Annotated in this window: 20 protein-coding genes; 19 read left to right on the top strand and 1 reads right to left on the bottom strand. The window is 59.1% G+C overall.

From position 1 onward, the window contains the following. The first annotated feature begins 108 nt into the window (after positions 1–108). The 19 genes from rpsH (at position 109) to ABHU32_RS07515 (ending at position 11,580) form a co-directional block, all read left to right on the top strand. Positions 109–507 (top strand): 30S ribosomal protein S8, encoded by a 399-nt coding sequence (gene rpsH / locus ABHU32_RS07605; RefSeq protein ID WP_006235262.1) that lies wholly within the window; start codon positions 109–111, stop codon positions 505–507. Positions 508–540: 33 nt separating this feature from the next. Continuing rightward, the gene (rplF, locus tag ABHU32_RS07600) at positions 541–1,077 is read left to right on the top strand and encodes a 50S ribosomal protein L6 (RefSeq protein ID WP_006235263.1); all 537 of its coding nucleotides are present in this window, start codon (positions 541–543) and stop codon (positions 1,075–1,077) included. Positions 1,078–1,152: 75 nt separating this feature from the next. Beyond that, entirely contained in the window at positions 1,153–1,521 is a 369-nt protein-coding gene (rplR, locus tag ABHU32_RS07595) for a 50S ribosomal protein L18 (RefSeq protein ID WP_006235264.1), read from the top strand. A 14-nt stretch (positions 1,522–1,535) separates the two neighbouring features. After that, a complete protein-coding gene (gene rpsE / locus ABHU32_RS07590; RefSeq protein WP_006235265.1) occupies positions 1,536–2,060 on the top strand; it encodes a 30S ribosomal protein S5 in 525 nt (174 codons plus the stop codon). A 2-nt stretch (positions 2,061–2,062) separates the two neighbouring features. Then, positions 2,063–2,245, top strand: coding sequence for a 50S ribosomal protein L30 (gene rpmD, locus ABHU32_RS07585; protein WP_006235266.1), 183 nt, complete (start codon positions 2,063–2,065; stop codon positions 2,243–2,245). A gap of 3 nt (positions 2,246–2,248) precedes the next feature. Continuing rightward, positions 2,249–2,698, top strand: a complete 450-nt coding sequence (gene rplO / locus ABHU32_RS07580) for a 50S ribosomal protein L15 (protein WP_006235267.1) — start codon at positions 2,249–2,251, stop codon at positions 2,696–2,698. Further along, a complete protein-coding gene (gene secY, locus ABHU32_RS07575) occupies positions 2,692–3,978 on the top strand; it encodes a preprotein translocase subunit SecY (protein ID WP_035137447.1) in 1,287 nt (428 codons plus the stop codon). Before rplO ends, secY begins: the two co-directional genes overlap by 7 nt. Positions 3,979–3,996: 18 nt before the next feature. After that, complete coding sequence (locus tag ABHU32_RS07570) at positions 3,997–4,623, top strand: adenylate kinase (protein WP_346979543.1); 627 nt, start codon at positions 3,997–3,999, stop codon at positions 4,621–4,623. Then, positions 4,620–5,408: a type I methionyl aminopeptidase gene (gene map / locus ABHU32_RS07565; RefSeq protein WP_006235270.1), complete on the top strand. Its 789-nt coding sequence runs from the start codon at positions 4,620–4,622 to the stop codon at positions 5,406–5,408. The genes ABHU32_RS07570 and map overlap by 4 nt, the downstream gene beginning before the upstream one ends. Positions 5,409–5,512: 104 nt before the next feature. Next, a complete protein-coding gene (gene infA / locus ABHU32_RS07560) occupies positions 5,513–5,731 on the top strand; it encodes a translation initiation factor IF-1 (RefSeq protein WP_035137443.1) in 219 nt (72 codons plus the stop codon). A gap of 150 nt (positions 5,732–5,881) precedes the next feature. Further along, positions 5,882–5,995, top strand: a complete 114-nt coding sequence (gene rpmJ / locus ABHU32_RS07555) for a 50S ribosomal protein L36 (protein ID WP_006363204.1) — start codon at positions 5,882–5,884, stop codon at positions 5,993–5,995. A gap of 14 nt (positions 5,996–6,009) precedes the next feature. After that, complete coding sequence (gene rpsM / locus ABHU32_RS07550; protein ID WP_022094275.1) at positions 6,010–6,384, top strand: 30S ribosomal protein S13; 375 nt, start codon at positions 6,010–6,012, stop codon at positions 6,382–6,384. A 14-nt stretch (positions 6,385–6,398) separates the two neighbouring features. Continuing rightward, positions 6,399–6,803 carry a 30S ribosomal protein S11 gene (gene rpsK, locus ABHU32_RS07545; RefSeq protein WP_006235274.1) on the top strand — a complete coding sequence of 135 codons (405 nt, stop codon included), beginning with the start codon at positions 6,399–6,401 and terminating at the stop codon, positions 6,801–6,803. Between the two features lie 19 nt (positions 6,804–6,822). Beyond that, positions 6,823–7,419, top strand: coding sequence for a 30S ribosomal protein S4 (gene rpsD, locus ABHU32_RS07540; RefSeq protein WP_006235275.1), 597 nt, complete (start codon positions 6,823–6,825; stop codon positions 7,417–7,419). Between the two features lie 32 nt (positions 7,420–7,451). After that, the gene (locus ABHU32_RS07535; protein ID WP_006235276.1) at positions 7,452–8,393 is read left to right on the top strand and encodes a DNA-directed RNA polymerase subunit alpha; all 942 of its coding nucleotides are present in this window, start codon (positions 7,452–7,454) and stop codon (positions 8,391–8,393) included. Positions 8,394–8,423: 30 nt separating this feature from the next. Then, on the top strand, positions 8,424–8,891 hold the full coding sequence (gene rplQ / locus ABHU32_RS07530; protein WP_055252240.1) for a 50S ribosomal protein L17: 468 nt from the start codon (positions 8,424–8,426) through the stop codon (positions 8,889–8,891). Positions 8,892–8,983: 92 nt separating this feature from the next. Next, positions 8,984–9,808: a tRNA pseudouridine(38-40) synthase TruA gene (gene truA / locus ABHU32_RS07525; RefSeq protein ID WP_346979542.1), complete on the top strand. Its 825-nt coding sequence runs from the start codon at positions 8,984–8,986 to the stop codon at positions 9,806–9,808. A gap of 161 nt (positions 9,809–9,969) precedes the next feature. After that, positions 9,970–11,010 carry a glycosyltransferase family 2 protein gene (locus ABHU32_RS07520; protein ID WP_346979541.1) on the top strand — a complete coding sequence of 347 codons (1,041 nt, stop codon included), beginning with the start codon at positions 9,970–9,972 and terminating at the stop codon, positions 11,008–11,010. Positions 11,011–11,142: 132 nt separating this feature from the next. Further along, positions 11,143–11,580 (top strand): arginine repressor, encoded by a 438-nt coding sequence (locus ABHU32_RS07515; RefSeq protein WP_006235280.1) that lies wholly within the window; start codon positions 11,143–11,145, stop codon positions 11,578–11,580. 175 nt (positions 11,581–11,755) lie between these two features. Here ABHU32_RS07515 and ABHU32_RS07510 read toward each other — a convergent pair whose 3' ends face one another. Further along, positions 11,756–13,942: a transglycosylase domain-containing protein gene (locus ABHU32_RS07510; protein WP_346979540.1), complete on the bottom strand. Its 2,187-nt coding sequence runs from the start codon at positions 13,940–13,942 to the stop codon at positions 11,756–11,758. Between the last annotated feature and the right edge of the window lie 192 nt (positions 13,943–14,134).

Raw genomic sequence — 14,134 nt, 5'->3', positions numbered from 1 at the left:
CGTTTCAAGCATCAGTTTGGAACAGGGAAAACGCGCTAAAAAGGCTTTGCCGTTAAGGGCGGCGAAGAACCAAGAGCACGTGTTCATCAAGAACGAAGGAGAATCTGTATGAACCTTACAGACCCGATCGCAGATATGCTTACGCGCATCCGTAACGCTAACTCTGTGAACAAGGCCACGGTCTCCATGCCGAGCAGCAAGAAGCTCGTCGAGATCGCTCGTGTTCTGCACGAGGAGGGCTACATCGAGGGCTACGATGTCGAGGACACCGTTCCCCAGAAGACTCTGCACATCACGCTTAAGTATGGTCCCAAGAAGGCTAAGGTCATCAACGGCATCCGCCGCATTTCCAAGCCGGGCCTGCGTAAGTACACCGGCGTTGCCGACATGCCCCGCGTCCGCGGTGGCCTTGGTACCGCCATTATTTCCACCAGCCATGGCGTCATGACCGACCGCGATGCTCGCAAGCACAACGTCGGCGGCGAGATCATCGCTTACGTCTGGTAATTCGCTCGGTAGGTAGAAGGAAAGGAGATCACCGTGTCTCGTATCGGTAATAAGCCTGTCCAGATTCCCGCCGGAGTCGAAGTGGCAGTCAACGGCAACAACGTTGTCGTCAAGGGCCCCAAGGGCCAGCTCGAGCTCGATGTCTTTGAGAAGCTCGCTATCAACGTCGAGGACAACGTCCTCACCGTTTCCCGTCCCGACGACGAGCGTGAGACCCGTGCCCGCCACGGCCTCACCCGCGCCCTCATCCACAACATGGTTGTTGGCGTTTCCGAGGGCTTCGAGAAGAAGCTCGAGCTCGCCGGCGTCGGTTACCGCGTGCAGCAGAAGGGTAAGAACCTCGAGTTTTCCCTGGGCTTCTCGCACCCCGTGATCGTCGAGGCTCCCGAGGGCATCACCTTCGAGGTTCCCGACAACACCCACGTGAACGTCAAGGGTATCAACAAGCAGCAGGTCGGTCAGATCGCCGCTGAGATCCGCGGCCATCGTCCTCCCGAGCCTTACAAGGGCAAGGGTATCCACTACGTTGGCGAGCACATCCGCCGCAAGCTGGGTAAGGCCGCCAAGTAGTCGTAACCGACTCACTCGCATAAGACCAGCACCCCGTCAGGTGCTGGCAAGATCAACCTTTTTAGGAGTTTACGTATGAACAAGCATAAGGCGAAGCTGGAAGGCCTCAAGCGTCGTCAGCGTCGTGTTCGCGGCAAGGTCTCGGGTACCTCCGAGCGTCCGCGTCTTCGCGTGACCCGTACTAACGCCAACATCTATGCCCAGATCATCGACGACAGCAAGGGCTCCAGCCTGACGCTCGTCTCCGCCTCGACCCTCGAGGCCGAGTTCAAGGGCACCCACACCTCGAACAAGGAGGCTGCGGAGAAGGTCGGTCAGCTCGTTGGCAAGCGCGCCATCGAGGCCGGCATCACCAAGGTCGCCTTCGATCGCGGTGGCCGTATCTACCATGGCCGCGTCAAGGCCCTCGCCGACGGTGCTCGTGCCGCCGGTCTCGAGTTCTAGGAGGTATGTAGCACATGGCTCGTAATCAGAAGCAGCAGCGCGAGGCCTCCGAGTTCGAGGAGCGCGTCGTTTACATCAACCGCGTGTCGAAGACCGTCAAGGGTGGTCGTCGCATGAGCCTCGTCGCTCTCGTCGTCGTTGGCGACGGCAAGGGCAACGTCGGCGTTGGCATGGGCAAGTCCGCTGAGGTGCCCATGGCCATCTCCAAGGCATCTCTCGATGCCAAGAAGAACATGTTCCACGTGCCGGTGACCGAGCAGGGCACCATCCCGCACGAGGTTCTCGGCCACTTTGGTGCCGGCCGCATCATCATCAAGCCCGCTGTCGAGGGTACCGGCGTTATCGCCGGCGGCGCTGTGCGTCCCCTCTTCGAGCTTGCTGGCATCAAGAACGTCCTGTCCAAGTCCCTCGGTACCGACAACGGCCTCAACATCATCAAGGCTGCCGTCGAGGGCCTCAAGGAGCTCTCCAGCCCTGAGGACGTCGCGGCTCGCCGTGGCCTGACGGTCTCCGAGATGTTCGTCGGTAAGGAGAACTAAGCATGGCTGACACCATCAAGATCAAGCAGGTCCGCAGCACCAATGGTTGCAAGCAGGACCAGGTCCGTACTGTCCGTGCCCTCGGTCTCCACAGGATCCGCGAGGTTCGCGAGATTGCTGACAACGAGTCCGTCCGCGGCATGATCTTCAAGGTCAAGCACCTTGTCGAGATTGTAGAGGAGTAGCAAATGCAGCTTCACGATCTTACTCCCGCGCCCGGTTCCACCAAGAACCGTAAGCGCGTCGGCCGTGGCAATTCTTCGGGTCACGGCACCACTTCTGGCCGCGGCCAGAAGGGCCAGGGTTCCCGCTCTGGCGGCACCAAGGGTGCCGGCTTCGAGGGTGGCCAGACTCCGCTGGCTATGCGCCTGCCCAAGCTTCCGGGCTTCCGCAACCCCCGTCGTATCGAGTACACCGCTGTTAACGTTGAGCGTCTCGAGCGTAAGTTCGAGGATGGCGCTGTGATCGACGGTGCCGCTCTTAAGGCCGCTCGCATCACCAAGAGCGAGTTCGAGCCCGTCAAGGTGCTCGGCAATGGTGAGCTCACCAAGAAGTTCACGGTCAAGGTCGACAAGGTCAGCGCTTCTGCGCAGGCCAAGATCGAGGCCGCCGGCGGAAAGGTCGAGCTGCCGTGCTAAATGGTCTTAAGAATGCTTTCCGCATCAAAGAATTGCGCGAAAAGATTCTTTTTACCATAGCTATGCTCGTCGTGTACCGCATTGGTGCGCACGTTCCTGTGCCCGGCATTCCCTTCCAGGGGATGCTGGGCCTTTTCTCGACCGATAACAATTCGGTCGCCGCAGGTGCTATGGCCCTCCTGAATCTTTTCTCTGGCGGCGCGTTGAGCTATGTGTCGGTGTTCTCTCTGGGCATCATGCCTTACATCACCAGCTCGATCATCCTCCAGATGCTCCAGGCCGTCGTGCCTTCCCTGCATGAGCTTGCCCGCGAGGGCGAGGTCGGTCAGACCAAGATTACGCAGTATTCGCGTTACCTCACCCTGGCTCTGGCAATCCTCAACTCCGTGGGTTACCTCTTCCTCTTTAAGAGCTTCGGCATCAGCTTCAATGGCGCCGGCGCTCCCGAGATCATTTTCGACCTCATGATCGTCGGTACGCTCACCGCGGGCGCCATGCTGATCATGTGGATTGGTGAGCTCATCACCCAGCGCGGTATCGGCAATGGCATGTCGCTGATCATCTTCGCGAACATCATGGCCGGTCTGCCGCAGGCTATCTTCTCCAGCACCGAGGGCAATGCCGGTGGCATCATCACCATGGTGATCATCTGCGCCATCATCCTGCTGGTTATCCCGCTGATTGTTTTCCTTGAGCGCGGCCAGCGCCGCATCCCGGTCTCCTACGCCAAGCGCGTCGTGGGCCGTCGCATGATGGGTGGCCAGACCACCTACCTGCCCATCAAGGTCAACACCGCGGGTGTCGTGCCGATCATCTTCGCTTCGGCGCTGCTGTACTTCCCGGCTCAGATTGCCGTGTTCTTCCCCGGCATCGGCTGGATCCAGGCAGTTGCCTCCGCGCTTTCGACCGGTTGGCTCAACTGGGTGCTCAACGTTGTCCTCATCGTGTTCTTCGCGTACTTCTACACCTCCATGGTGTTCAACCCCGATGACACGGCAGATAACCTTAAGAAGCAGGGCGGCTTTATTCCGGGCGTCCGTCCGGGTAGGGCTACCGCGGCCTACATCAAGAACGCGCTCAACAAGATCACGCTTCCCAGCGCTGTCTTTTTGGCGCTCATCGCCATCGTGCCTTCGATCATCTTCTCCTTCACGGGTAACCATCTGATCCAGGCATTTGGCGGCACGTCCATCCTCATCATGGTCGGCGTCGTGCTCGACACGGTCGATAAGCTCGAAGGCCAGATCAAGATGTATGATTACGATGGATTCTTTAAATAGGCTAGAGGAGGATTGCTCATGAACCTCGTATTGCTCGGAGCTCCGGGTGCCGGTAAGGGCACCGTCGCACAGGAGCTCGTCGCCGAGTTTGGCGTCGCCCATATTTCCACGGGCGACCTGCTGCGTGCTGCCGTCAAGGGTGGCACCGAGCTTGGTATTCAGGCTAAGAAGTACATGGACGCTGGCGAGCTCGTTCCCGACCAGCTCGTGATCGACCTTGTCAAGGAGCGCCTTGCCGCCGATGACGCCCAGCAGGGCTTCATCCTCGACGGCTTCCCGCGCAACACCGCCCAGGCTGTGACGCTCGATTCCGAGCTTTCCGCCATGAGTCGCGAGATCGACTGTGCCCTTCTGGTCGATGTGGCCCCCGAGGTCATTATCGATCGTCTGTCTTCGCGTCGCACCTGCCGCGCCTGCGGTTACACCGGCACCGCTGCCGATGCTACCTGCCCCAAGTGCGGTGGCGAGATGTATCAGCGTGACGACGACAAGCCCGAGACCATCAAGAACCGTCTCGACGTCTACGAGAAGTCCACGAGCCCGCTCGTCGACTACTATCGTGGCCAGGGTCTGCTCAAGTCGGTCAACGGTGACCAGGCTCGCGAGACCGTGTACGGGGATGTCAAAGAGGCTCTCGGTCTATGATCAAGATTAAGTCTGCAACGCAAATCGAGCAGATGAAGAAGGCAGGAGCGCTATCTAAGATGGCGCTCCGCCACGTTGGAGCCATGGTGCGCCCCGGCGTTTCGACTTTTGAGCTCGATCAGCTCGCGGAGCAGATTATCCGCATGCATGGCGGCACCCCGGCCTTTAAGGGCTACGGCGGGTTCCCGGGGACCATATGCGCATCGATCAACGATGCCGTGGTCCACGGTATTCCCAATCCCGACATGATCCTGCGCGATGGCGATATCATCTCCATCGATACGGGAGCCGTTGTCGACGGTTGGGTCGGCGATAACGCATGGACGTTTTTCGTCGGCACCCCCACGCCCGAAGCCAAGGCTTTGTGTGAGGTCACGCGCGATTGCCTTAAGGCTGCCATCGAGCAGGCTGTTCCCGGTAACCATATCGGGGACGTCGGTTATGCCGTTCAGTCCCTCGCCGAGTCTCACGGTTACGGCGTGCTTCGTGATTATGTTGGCCATGGCATTGGCCGCGTGATGCACGAGGACCCCAACGTTCCTAACTATGGAAAGAAGGGGAGGGGCGTTCGCCTCCAGGCCGGCATGGTCATTGCCATCGAGCCGATGGTTACGATGGGTTCCAACCATGTGAGCACGGGCTCCGACGGTTGGATTGTTACGACCAACGACCACCTGCCCGCCGCGCACTACGAGAACACCGTCGCCATTACCAATGACGGTCCGGTGATTCTCACCACGGATGCCCAAGGTGCTTGGTGTTCGCTCCAAGGCGGAGAAATGTAACAAGTTCCACTTAGTTGTGGAGCCATTACGAAGTTATTACGATGCGTGCATACGTGTTGTAGAATACTCAATCGCTGTCGTTTTCTAGAGAAAGATGATTGCTTGTGAAGAAGGAAGACGCAATTGAGCTCGAGGGTACGGTAAAGGAACCGTTGCCCAACGCCATGTTTAAGGTCGAGCTCGAGAACGGTCATTCGGTTCTGTGCAACATTTCTGGCAAGATCCGAATGAATTACATCCGTATTCTCCCCGGTGACAGGGTTGTCGTGGAGCTTTCCCCGTACGACCTGACCCGCGGCCGCATCACCTATCGCTACAAATAGCGGCACGCATACACGCACTCCATTTCCGACTGCAGGCTTAGCTCAACCTACGGTCGGATTGTGTGTGAAGACCAGCCATAGTTTTAAACGCCTGCGGCTGGGCGAGTAGATAGTAGGGAAGTAGTTTGAGCGCTACCGAAAGGAAGAACGATGAAGGTACGTCCTTCGGTCAAGAAGATGTGCGATAAGTGCAAAATCATTAGGCGCCATGGCAAGGTCCTCGTCATTTGCGAGAACCCCCGTCATAAGCAGCGTCAGGGTTAAGAGAGGAGACTACGTTGGCCCGTATTAATGGTGTCGACCTCCCGCGTGAGAAGCGCGTTGAGATCGGTCTGACCTACATTTACGGCATCGGCCGCACCACTGCGACGAAGATTTGCGTCGAGTGCAACGTTAACGTGGATACCCGCGTTAAGGACCTCACCGAGGATGAGGTTAACGCCATCCGCGATTATATCGACAAGAACCAGATCATGGTTGAGGGCGACCTCCGCCGTGAGCGCAACCAGAACGTCAAGCGCCTTATGGACATCGGCTGCAACCGCGGCCTTCGTCACCGCAAGGGCCTCCCGGTCCGCGGCCAGCGCACCCACACTAACGCTCGTACCCGCAAGGGCCCGAAGCGTCAGATCGGTGCTAAGAAGAAGAAATAAGGAGCGCTAGATAGATGGCTACTGCTAAGAAGAACGTTCGCGCTGCCCGTCTGAAGCGCGCGGACCGTAAGAACATTTCCGTGGGCCAGGCTCACATTCGTTCTACGTTCAACAACACGATCGTTTCAATCACCGATCCCCAGGGCAACGTCATTTCCTGGAAGTCGGCTGGCCAGGTGGGCTTCAAGGGCTCCCGTAAGTCCACGCCGTTCGCTGCCCAGATGGCTGCCGAGGCTGCTGCCAAGCAGGCCATGGAGCACGGCATGAAGAAGGTTTCCGTCTTCGTTAAGGGCCCCGGCTCCGGTCGTGAGACCGCCATCCGCTCCCTCCAGGCTGCTGGCCTCGAGGTCTCGAGCATCCAGGACAAGACCCCCATCCCGCACAACGGCTGCCGCCCCAAGAAGCGTCGCCGCGTGTAACTGAAAGGATCGTATCAATATGGCAATCGACAGGACTCCTGTTCTTAAGCGCTGCCGTCAGCTCGGGATCGATCCCGCTGAGCTCGGTTACAGCAGCAAGAAGGAATCTATCCGTCAGCCCAAGCGCCGTCGCAAGGAATCTGAGTACGGCATGCAGCTGCGCGAGAAGCAGAAGGTCAAGTTTATCTATGGCGTTCTGGAGAAGCAGTTCCACGGCTACTTCAACAAGGCCCGTAAGATGAACGGCGTCACCGGTGAGAACCTCATGATCATCCTTGAGTCTCGCCTCGACAACGTCGTCTTCCGTCTTGGCTTCGCCCGCACCCGCAAAGAGGCTCGTCAGTCCGTCCGTCACGGTCACTTCACCGTGAACGGCAAGCGCGTGGACATCCCGTCCTACCGCGTCAAGGCCGGCGACGTCGTCGCTGTCGGCGAGAAGTTCCGTGACCTCCTCCCCATCAAGGAGGCTCTGATTTCCTCCGAGCGTTTCGAGGTCCCTGGCTGGCTCGAGGTCGATATCGAGAAGCTGTCTGGTAACGTGCTCGCTCTGCCGACGCGTGAGCAGATCAGCGGTGATATCAACGAGCAGCTCATCGTCGAGCTCTACTCTAAGTAGTCCATCCGGGCTGCTGAGGCTGGAGGTAATACATGTCAGAATTCATTAGGCCTCAGGTTCAGGTCGAAGAGATCAACGAGACGTCTGCTCGTGTCTCCGTCGAGCCGCTCGAGCGTGGCTACGGCGATACGCTGGGTAACTCCCTTCGTCGCGTTCTTCTGTCCTCGCTCGAGGGTGCCGCCGTCGAGGCTATTCAGATCGATGGCGCGCAGCACGAGTTCATGACCATCCCTAACATGGTCGAGGATGTCACCGACATCGTCCTGAATGTCAAGGGTCTTGTCTTCAGGGCTCTCGGCACGACCGACGAGGCGACCGCCACCATTTCGGTTGACGGCCCCTGCGAGGTCACCGGTGCGGACTTCTTTATTCCGTCCGAGTTTGAGCTGGTCAACCCCGAGCAGCACATCGCTACGCTCACCGAGGGTGGCCATCTCACCATGAGCATGCGCATCGGCTATGGCCGCGGCTATGTTTCTGGCGAGGCCAACAAACGCGACAACGATCCCATCGGTGTGATCCACGTCGACTCGCTGTACTCGCCGGTTTCCCGTTGCGCCAAGCTCGTTGAGGCTTGCCGTGTCGGTCAGCACACCGACTACGACCGCCTTGTCCTCGAGATCGAGACCAACGGCTCCATCGCCCCGCGCGACGCCGTGGTCCAGGCTGCCAATATCATTAACCAGCATATGGCTGCCTTTATGAACCTTGCCGAGACCCCCGAGGTCGAGGAGGAGGCTTCGATCTTCGCTCCCGAGGTCACCAACGACAACGCCGAGCTGGACAAGCAGATCGAGGATCTGGACCTTTCCGTCCGTTCCTACAACTGCCTTAAGCGCGCCAGCATTCACTCGGTCCGTCAGCTCGTTGAGTTCTCGGAGAACGATCTGCTCAACATCCGTAACTTCGGTGTTAAGTCGATCGAGGAAGTGAAGGACAAGCTTGAGTCCATGGGCCTGAGCCTGAAGGCTTAATGCTTCGCATATTTGAGGAGAAACTAGACCATGCGTCACAACGTTAAGAAGGGCCTGAAGCTCGGCACCGATGCGAGCCACACCAAGGCCATGAAGAAGAGCCTGGCCAAGGCCCTCTTCGAGAACGACCGCATCAAGACCACCGAGACCCGCGCTAAGGCGCTGCGTTCGGTCGTCGATCCGATCATCACCTGGGCCAAGAAGGGCGACCTGCACTCTCGTCGTCTGGCCATCGCCAAGCTCGGCGATAAGCAGCTCGTTGCCGAGATTTTCGACAAGGCTGCTCAGGGCATGTGGCAGGACCGCAACGGCGGTTACACTCGCATCATGAAGCTCGGTAACCGCAAGGGCGACAACGCTCCTATTGTTATCATGGAGCTCGTCACCGAGCCTTGCACGCCTAAGGCCAAGAAGGCTGCTCCGGCCCCCAAGAAGGCCGCTGCTCCCAAGAAGGTCGAGGCTGTCGAGGAGACCGCTGCCGAGGAGACCGCTGAGTAGACAATCCGTCTGCATAGGCTATATTCGAGGGGTACGTTCGCGTACCCCTCTTTTTTTGTCGCGATACCGTTGATTGTTTGTTGGGAGCGCCCATGACCGCGCCGTCTGATTTCAATTCGATTCCAGAGCTCGATGCCACGCTCGTATTCCGCGTGGCCTACGATGGCTCGTCCTATAGCGGCTTTGCGGAGCAGCCGGGGCAGACGACGGTTGCGGGCGAGCTGCGCCGTGCCATTGAGACGCTCCTGCGCCGTCAGATCGACCTGACGTGTGCGGGTCGTACCGATGCCGGCGTGCATGCGGTGGCGCAGTACATCAGTGTGCCCGTAACGGACGCTGAGCTGGCTTTGACGCGCCGTAGATGGCTGAGGGCTATGGATGCGCTGCTGCCCAAAGATATCGCCATAAACGAGGTCTACAAGGCCCGTAAAGGCTTTTCTGCACGCTTTGATGCGCGTTCCCGTACGTATACGTACCGTATTGCCGACCGCGATGCGCGCCCCGTGCTCTCACGCGTTGCGGTGTGGTGGCATCGCTATCCCTTGGATGTCGATGCTATGGCTGCCGCGTGCCCTGCGCTCTTGGGCGAGCAGGACTTTAAGAGCTTTTGCAAGGTGGCGTCTGCCGTGGGCAAGCCCACGCACCGTTGCGTGATGCGTGCCGAGTTTGGCCACGAGGTCGCTTTTGGCGAGGATATCCTGACCTTCACTATCGAGGGCAACGCGTTTTTGCACTCGATGGTGCGAACCATTGTGGGCACGCTCGTGGAGATCGGCATGCATCGTCGCGATCCCCAGTGGATGCGCGAGGTCATTGATGCCTGCGACCGAACCGCTGCGGGTCCCACAGCGCCTGCCTGCGGCCTTACGTTTATGGGCGTGGATTACGGCCCCAACGAGCTTGTCGTGCTTGACTAGGGGAGTGCCCGGCGCGTCCGTACCTGTCACATACTATGTGTGAGCTGCGCGTGTGCAACATCTGTTCTTGGCGTGCAACATGTTAGGCGGCTCGTTGCTTTTATAGCTCGGGTGTACCATGAACGACGGTTTGATTTGGCGCTGTCGAGAGGACGGAAAACTTGGTTCGACGTGGTTCGCATCCGCGACTTTCGGTGATCCTTATTGTTGAGGGTTCGCCCAGCTATGCGATGCGCGCGCTCGAGAGCCTCCAGAACCAAGACCTCTATGACCTGCAAATTGTCGTGGTTTGTCGCGACGTTGCGCCGGGCGTGCGCCATTCGCTCGAAGTTGCCGCAGGCAGGGATATTCACATCGATTTGATTGACGTCGAGGATTCGGCGCGCGGAGCATGTCTCAAGGCCGGTTTTGCCGCCTCGCGTGGATTGCAGATTGTTGCCATGAACGCCGACGAGTGGTTTGCCCCACAGTCCCTTTCCAAGATGGTCGATGTTGCGTGCGATGCTGCGGCAGACATGGTGATTCCCACGGCATCGCTCGACTGCTACGATGCTCATCGCGAGCGTCATTCGCGCGTACTGGATGCCACCTCTCTTGCGATCGATGACCGTGCCTCTTTGGCGGCTGGTCTGCCTCAGATGATTTCCGGCGGCCTGATTGCCCAGACTTCCGGTGTGATGTACAGCCGTTCGCTGTTCGAGACGTGTTTGTCGCGCGACCGTGTGTTTCGCTCGATTGGGTTTATGACATGCGCCCTTTCGCAGGCGCAACGCATATCCGGGTGCGGTGGCGCCTGTTTCCATGCGGTGGCGCCACGGCTTACAGATGCTTTTGACCCCACATTGTTTGCCAAGCTTACCGATGACGCCCGGGCGCTCGACGAGCTCACTGATTCGCTTGCAGAGGCGAGCGGCGACACGCAGCTAAAGGTTGCGAGCCATATGTTTTACTTCGCCGGGCTGGTCGCCTGCATCGAAAATTTGTGCTTGAGCCCGCATGGGGTTTCTTCAATCGAGCGTTCCGCTCGTATGCGTGATATGCTCGATGCATCTCGAACTCGTCAGATGGCCGCGGCACTCAAGGATAACCATCGTGGACTCGGCCTGTTGTTTGGACCGATTGCCAGTGCCAAGCCTGCGCGTTGCGTGATGTATACGCACCTGGCCGCTTTTTTTAACCGGACGGGCCTCAAAACTGCTTAAGACGGCTATGTTCGAAACAATCTTGCATGGAATTGTTTCGAAATGCGTTCTTATTCACAAATACCGTCAAATAGCGCTAAACTATTCAATCACTGATTGATTGTCTCCGCCATCGATGGAGTGAGGTTTTGTATGGCTAAAAAACGCAATGGGCGCCAGGATGCCATCAGAGATATCGTGCGCAACAAGGATGTTCGCACGCAGCGCGTGCTGGTGGATGAGCTTCGTGCTATGGGTTTCGATTGCACACAGGCAACCGTTTCGCGCGATATTGCCGATATGGGTCTGCGCAAGCTTCCCGAGGGTATCTATGTTCTGGCCGAGGACTTGCATCTGCAGCGTATGGTTTCCGAACTGGTAACGGGCGTTCTGCGCACCGACAACCTGGTTATGATCAAGGCTCAGCCCGGCACCGCTTCGGGCATTGCCGCTGCGGTCGATGCCGCCGAGCTGCCCGACGTGCTCGGCTCGCTCGCCGGTAACGACACCATCTTGGTTATCGCCCAGACCGCCGAGGACGGCGAGCGCCTGGAGGCGTTGATTAACAAGCTGAGCAACTCTCGCAAGTAGGCGAGAACCGCGTCGTGCAGGCGGCTACAGAGCCTTGTAAGGGGGCGTCGACGATGGTCGGCGCCCTATTTTATTGCCGTATCGTGTTGAGGCGCGTGCGAGGTTTCTCGTGACAAAAAGGCGCCCGAGCAGCATTTGATCTGCTCGGGCGCCTTTGATTGGCTATGGCTGGTGCCTACTGACCCGTAGAGGGGTCGGGCGTTGGGGTAGGTGTAGGTGTGGGCGTGGGGGAGCCACCCTCGCCGCCTTCACCGCCACTACCGTCGCCGCCCGTCGAGCCGCCGGTCGTTCCGGTGCCACCCGTGGAGTCACCGCCCGTGGTCTCGGTGGTCGTGGTCGTAGTGGTGGTCGTCGTAGTCGTGGATTCTTCCTCGTCTTTGTCCTCGGCGTCGCTATCCGACTTCTTGGTGTTGTTGGTGCCGTAGAACTTCCAGACGTTGTTGTTCTTATACGTGGGGGCAGTGCCCGTCGGGAACTCCTCGCGGTCGGTGCCGGCAAGGACGGTGTTCATGAACTTCTTAAAGACGGGCAGGTTGGTGCTGTCGCCCAGCAGGTCCGTGCCGTACTTTTGGATGGGGATCTCGCCTGCGGAGTAGCCGGTCCACAGGGCGCATGCAAGCTGCGGGGTATAGCCGCAGAACCACAGGTTGGTGGTGTTGTCGGTGGTACCCGTCTTGCCGGCATAGGGCTGGTTGACGCTCAGAGCGCCGGCGGCACCCGTGCCGCTACCCTGCATAACACCGGTCAGGACGTCGGTCACTGCCGCGGCCTCGCCGGTGGAGAGCACCTGCGAGGGGTTATCGGTGTGCTGGTACAGCACCGAGCCGGTACGCGAATCGATCTCGGTGATGGCGATTGGCTGGCGATAGTAACCGCCGTTGGCGAACGTGGCGTAGGCCGCGGCCATCTCGAGCGGCGAGATGGAGCCGGTGCCGAGCGTCATGACGGGAACGTCCTCGATATTGTCCTTAGTAGGATCGATGCCGAGCTTTTTGACGAGCGACATGATCTTGTTATTGCCGATAGCCTCTGCAACCTGGATATAGCCGGTGTTGGAGGAGTATGCCGTCGCCTGCTTGAGCGTGATGGTGCCGTAGCTTTGGTTGGCGTAGTTTTGCACCTTGGTCGTGGTGCCCTTGGCTGTAAGAGGCGAGTTGCAGTTGAGGGTGACGTTGGGGTTCATGCCGTTTTGGATGGCGGTGGCCAGCGTAAAGGCCTTAAACGTGGAGCCCACGGGACGCTTGGCCGTGGCGTGGTTCACGTGGTTCTCGTCGGCGTTGTAGTCGTATCCGCCCACCATGCACTTGATGTAGCCGGTCTTGGGGTCGACGACGACCATGCCCATGTCCAGGCCGTCGAGCGAAAGCGTGTCGAGCTGGGCGCGCACGGCCTCCTCGGCAGTCTGCTGCATCGTGGGGTCGATGGTGGTCTTGACGGTCAGGCCGCCCTTAAAGAGCACGTCGGTGGAGAACTCTTGCTCCAGAAGCTTCTTAACGTAGGCCACAAAGTAGGGCTGAGAGTAGACGTCGACACCGCTGCCCGAAATCTCGGTCACGTTGAGCGTGATGGGCTCGGCCTGGGCGGCATCGTGCTCCTCCTGGGTGATATGGCCCAAGCGCAGCATGTTGTCGAGGACCTTGTTGCGGCGGGAGAGCGCTAAGTCGGGGTTGACCGTGGGGTCGTACTGCGACGGCGAGTTGGGAAGGCCGATGAGCAGCGCGGCCTCGCTCAGGGTGAGGTCGGCGGCGCTCTTGGACAGGTAGGTCTCGGCGGCGGCCTCGATGCCGTAGGCACCGTGGCCGTAATAGATGGTATTGAGGTACATCATGAGGATCTCGTCCTTGGAGTACATCTCCTCCATCTTGATGGCGATATAGGCCTCGCGCACCTTACGCTCGATGGTCGAATCGAACTGCTCCTCCTGCAGGATGGTGTTGCGTACCAGCTGCTGGGTGATGGTCGATGCGCCCTCGTGGCCACCGGAGACGGTTGCCACGGCAGCACGCGCGATACCCCACAGGTCGATACCGCCGTGCTCGTAGAAGCGCTCGTCCTCAACGTCGACGGTGCCCTGCAGCACGTACGGAGAGACCTGGTCCTTGGTGACGGACTTGCGGTTTTGCGTGTAGAAGCTCGCGATCTTGTTGCCGTTGCAATCGACGATCTCGGTGGGTTCACTCACCAGATAGGCGTTGGCGTCGGTATAGTCGGGCAGATCGGACAGCCAACGGTTGACGTTGCCGATCATGCCGATGCCAAACGCTACGCCCGCGATGAGCAAAAAGCCCAAGAACGAGAGCAGGATCATGGGCAGGGCGTGCGTCTTGGAACGACTGCGTCCCTGTCGTTGGCGAGGACCCATATATTGACCTCCAGGTATGTCGTGCCGGGCGGCGGGTGCGCCGCTGGGGCAGGATGGACATAAGTTATTACACGATAAACCAAACGAGGCGCGCGAGGCCTCGTGTATGCTGGATGACGGCATTTTTCAGAGTGAATGCATACCTTGTTGGTAAGGAGTTTGCCGATGGCGATTCGGACGATGGGGCCGAGT

Origin of the sequence: Collinsella aerofaciens (assembly GCF_039758965.1) — a bacterium.
Taxonomy (GTDB): Bacteria; Actinomycetota; Coriobacteriia; order Coriobacteriales; family Coriobacteriaceae; genus Collinsella; species Collinsella aerofaciens_BR.
Note: the sequence above shows the minus strand (reverse complement) of the source record. Positions and strands in the feature narration are given on the sequence as shown.

Coding starts and splice junctions, on each gene's coding strand:
- rpsH (WP_006235262.1), top strand. CDS start 109: ATGAACCTTACAGACCCGATCGCAGATATGCTTACGCGCATCCGTAAC.
- rplR (WP_006235264.1), top strand. CDS start 1,153: ATGAACAAGCATAAGGCGAAGCTGGAAGGCCTCAAGCGTCGTCAGCGT.
- rpsE (WP_006235265.1), top strand. CDS start 1,536: ATGGCTCGTAATCAGAAGCAGCAGCGCGAGGCCTCCGAGTTCGAGGAG.
- rpmD (WP_006235266.1), top strand. CDS start 2,063: ATGGCTGACACCATCAAGATCAAGCAGGTCCGCAGCACCAATGGTTGC.
- rplO (WP_006235267.1), top strand. CDS start 2,249: ATGCAGCTTCACGATCTTACTCCCGCGCCCGGTTCCACCAAGAACCGT.
- ABHU32_RS07570 (WP_346979543.1), top strand. CDS start 3,997: ATGAACCTCGTATTGCTCGGAGCTCCGGGTGCCGGTAAGGGCACCGTC.
- map (WP_006235270.1), top strand. CDS start 4,620: ATGATCAAGATTAAGTCTGCAACGCAAATCGAGCAGATGAAGAAGGCA.
- rpmJ (WP_006363204.1), top strand. CDS start 5,882: ATGAAGGTACGTCCTTCGGTCAAGAAGATGTGCGATAAGTGCAAAATC.
- rpsK (WP_006235274.1), top strand. CDS start 6,399: ATGGCTACTGCTAAGAAGAACGTTCGCGCTGCCCGTCTGAAGCGCGCG.
- rpsD (WP_006235275.1), top strand. CDS start 6,823: ATGGCAATCGACAGGACTCCTGTTCTTAAGCGCTGCCGTCAGCTCGGG.
- ABHU32_RS07535 (WP_006235276.1), top strand. CDS start 7,452: ATGTCAGAATTCATTAGGCCTCAGGTTCAGGTCGAAGAGATCAACGAG.
- rplQ (WP_055252240.1), top strand. CDS start 8,424: ATGCGTCACAACGTTAAGAAGGGCCTGAAGCTCGGCACCGATGCGAGC.
- truA (WP_346979542.1), top strand. CDS start 8,984: ATGACCGCGCCGTCTGATTTCAATTCGATTCCAGAGCTCGATGCCACG.
- ABHU32_RS07515 (WP_006235280.1), top strand. CDS start 11,143: ATGGCTAAAAAACGCAATGGGCGCCAGGATGCCATCAGAGATATCGTG.
- ABHU32_RS07510 (WP_346979540.1), bottom strand. CDS start 13,942: ATGGGTCCTCGCCAACGACAGGGACGCAGTCGTTCCAAGACGCACGCC.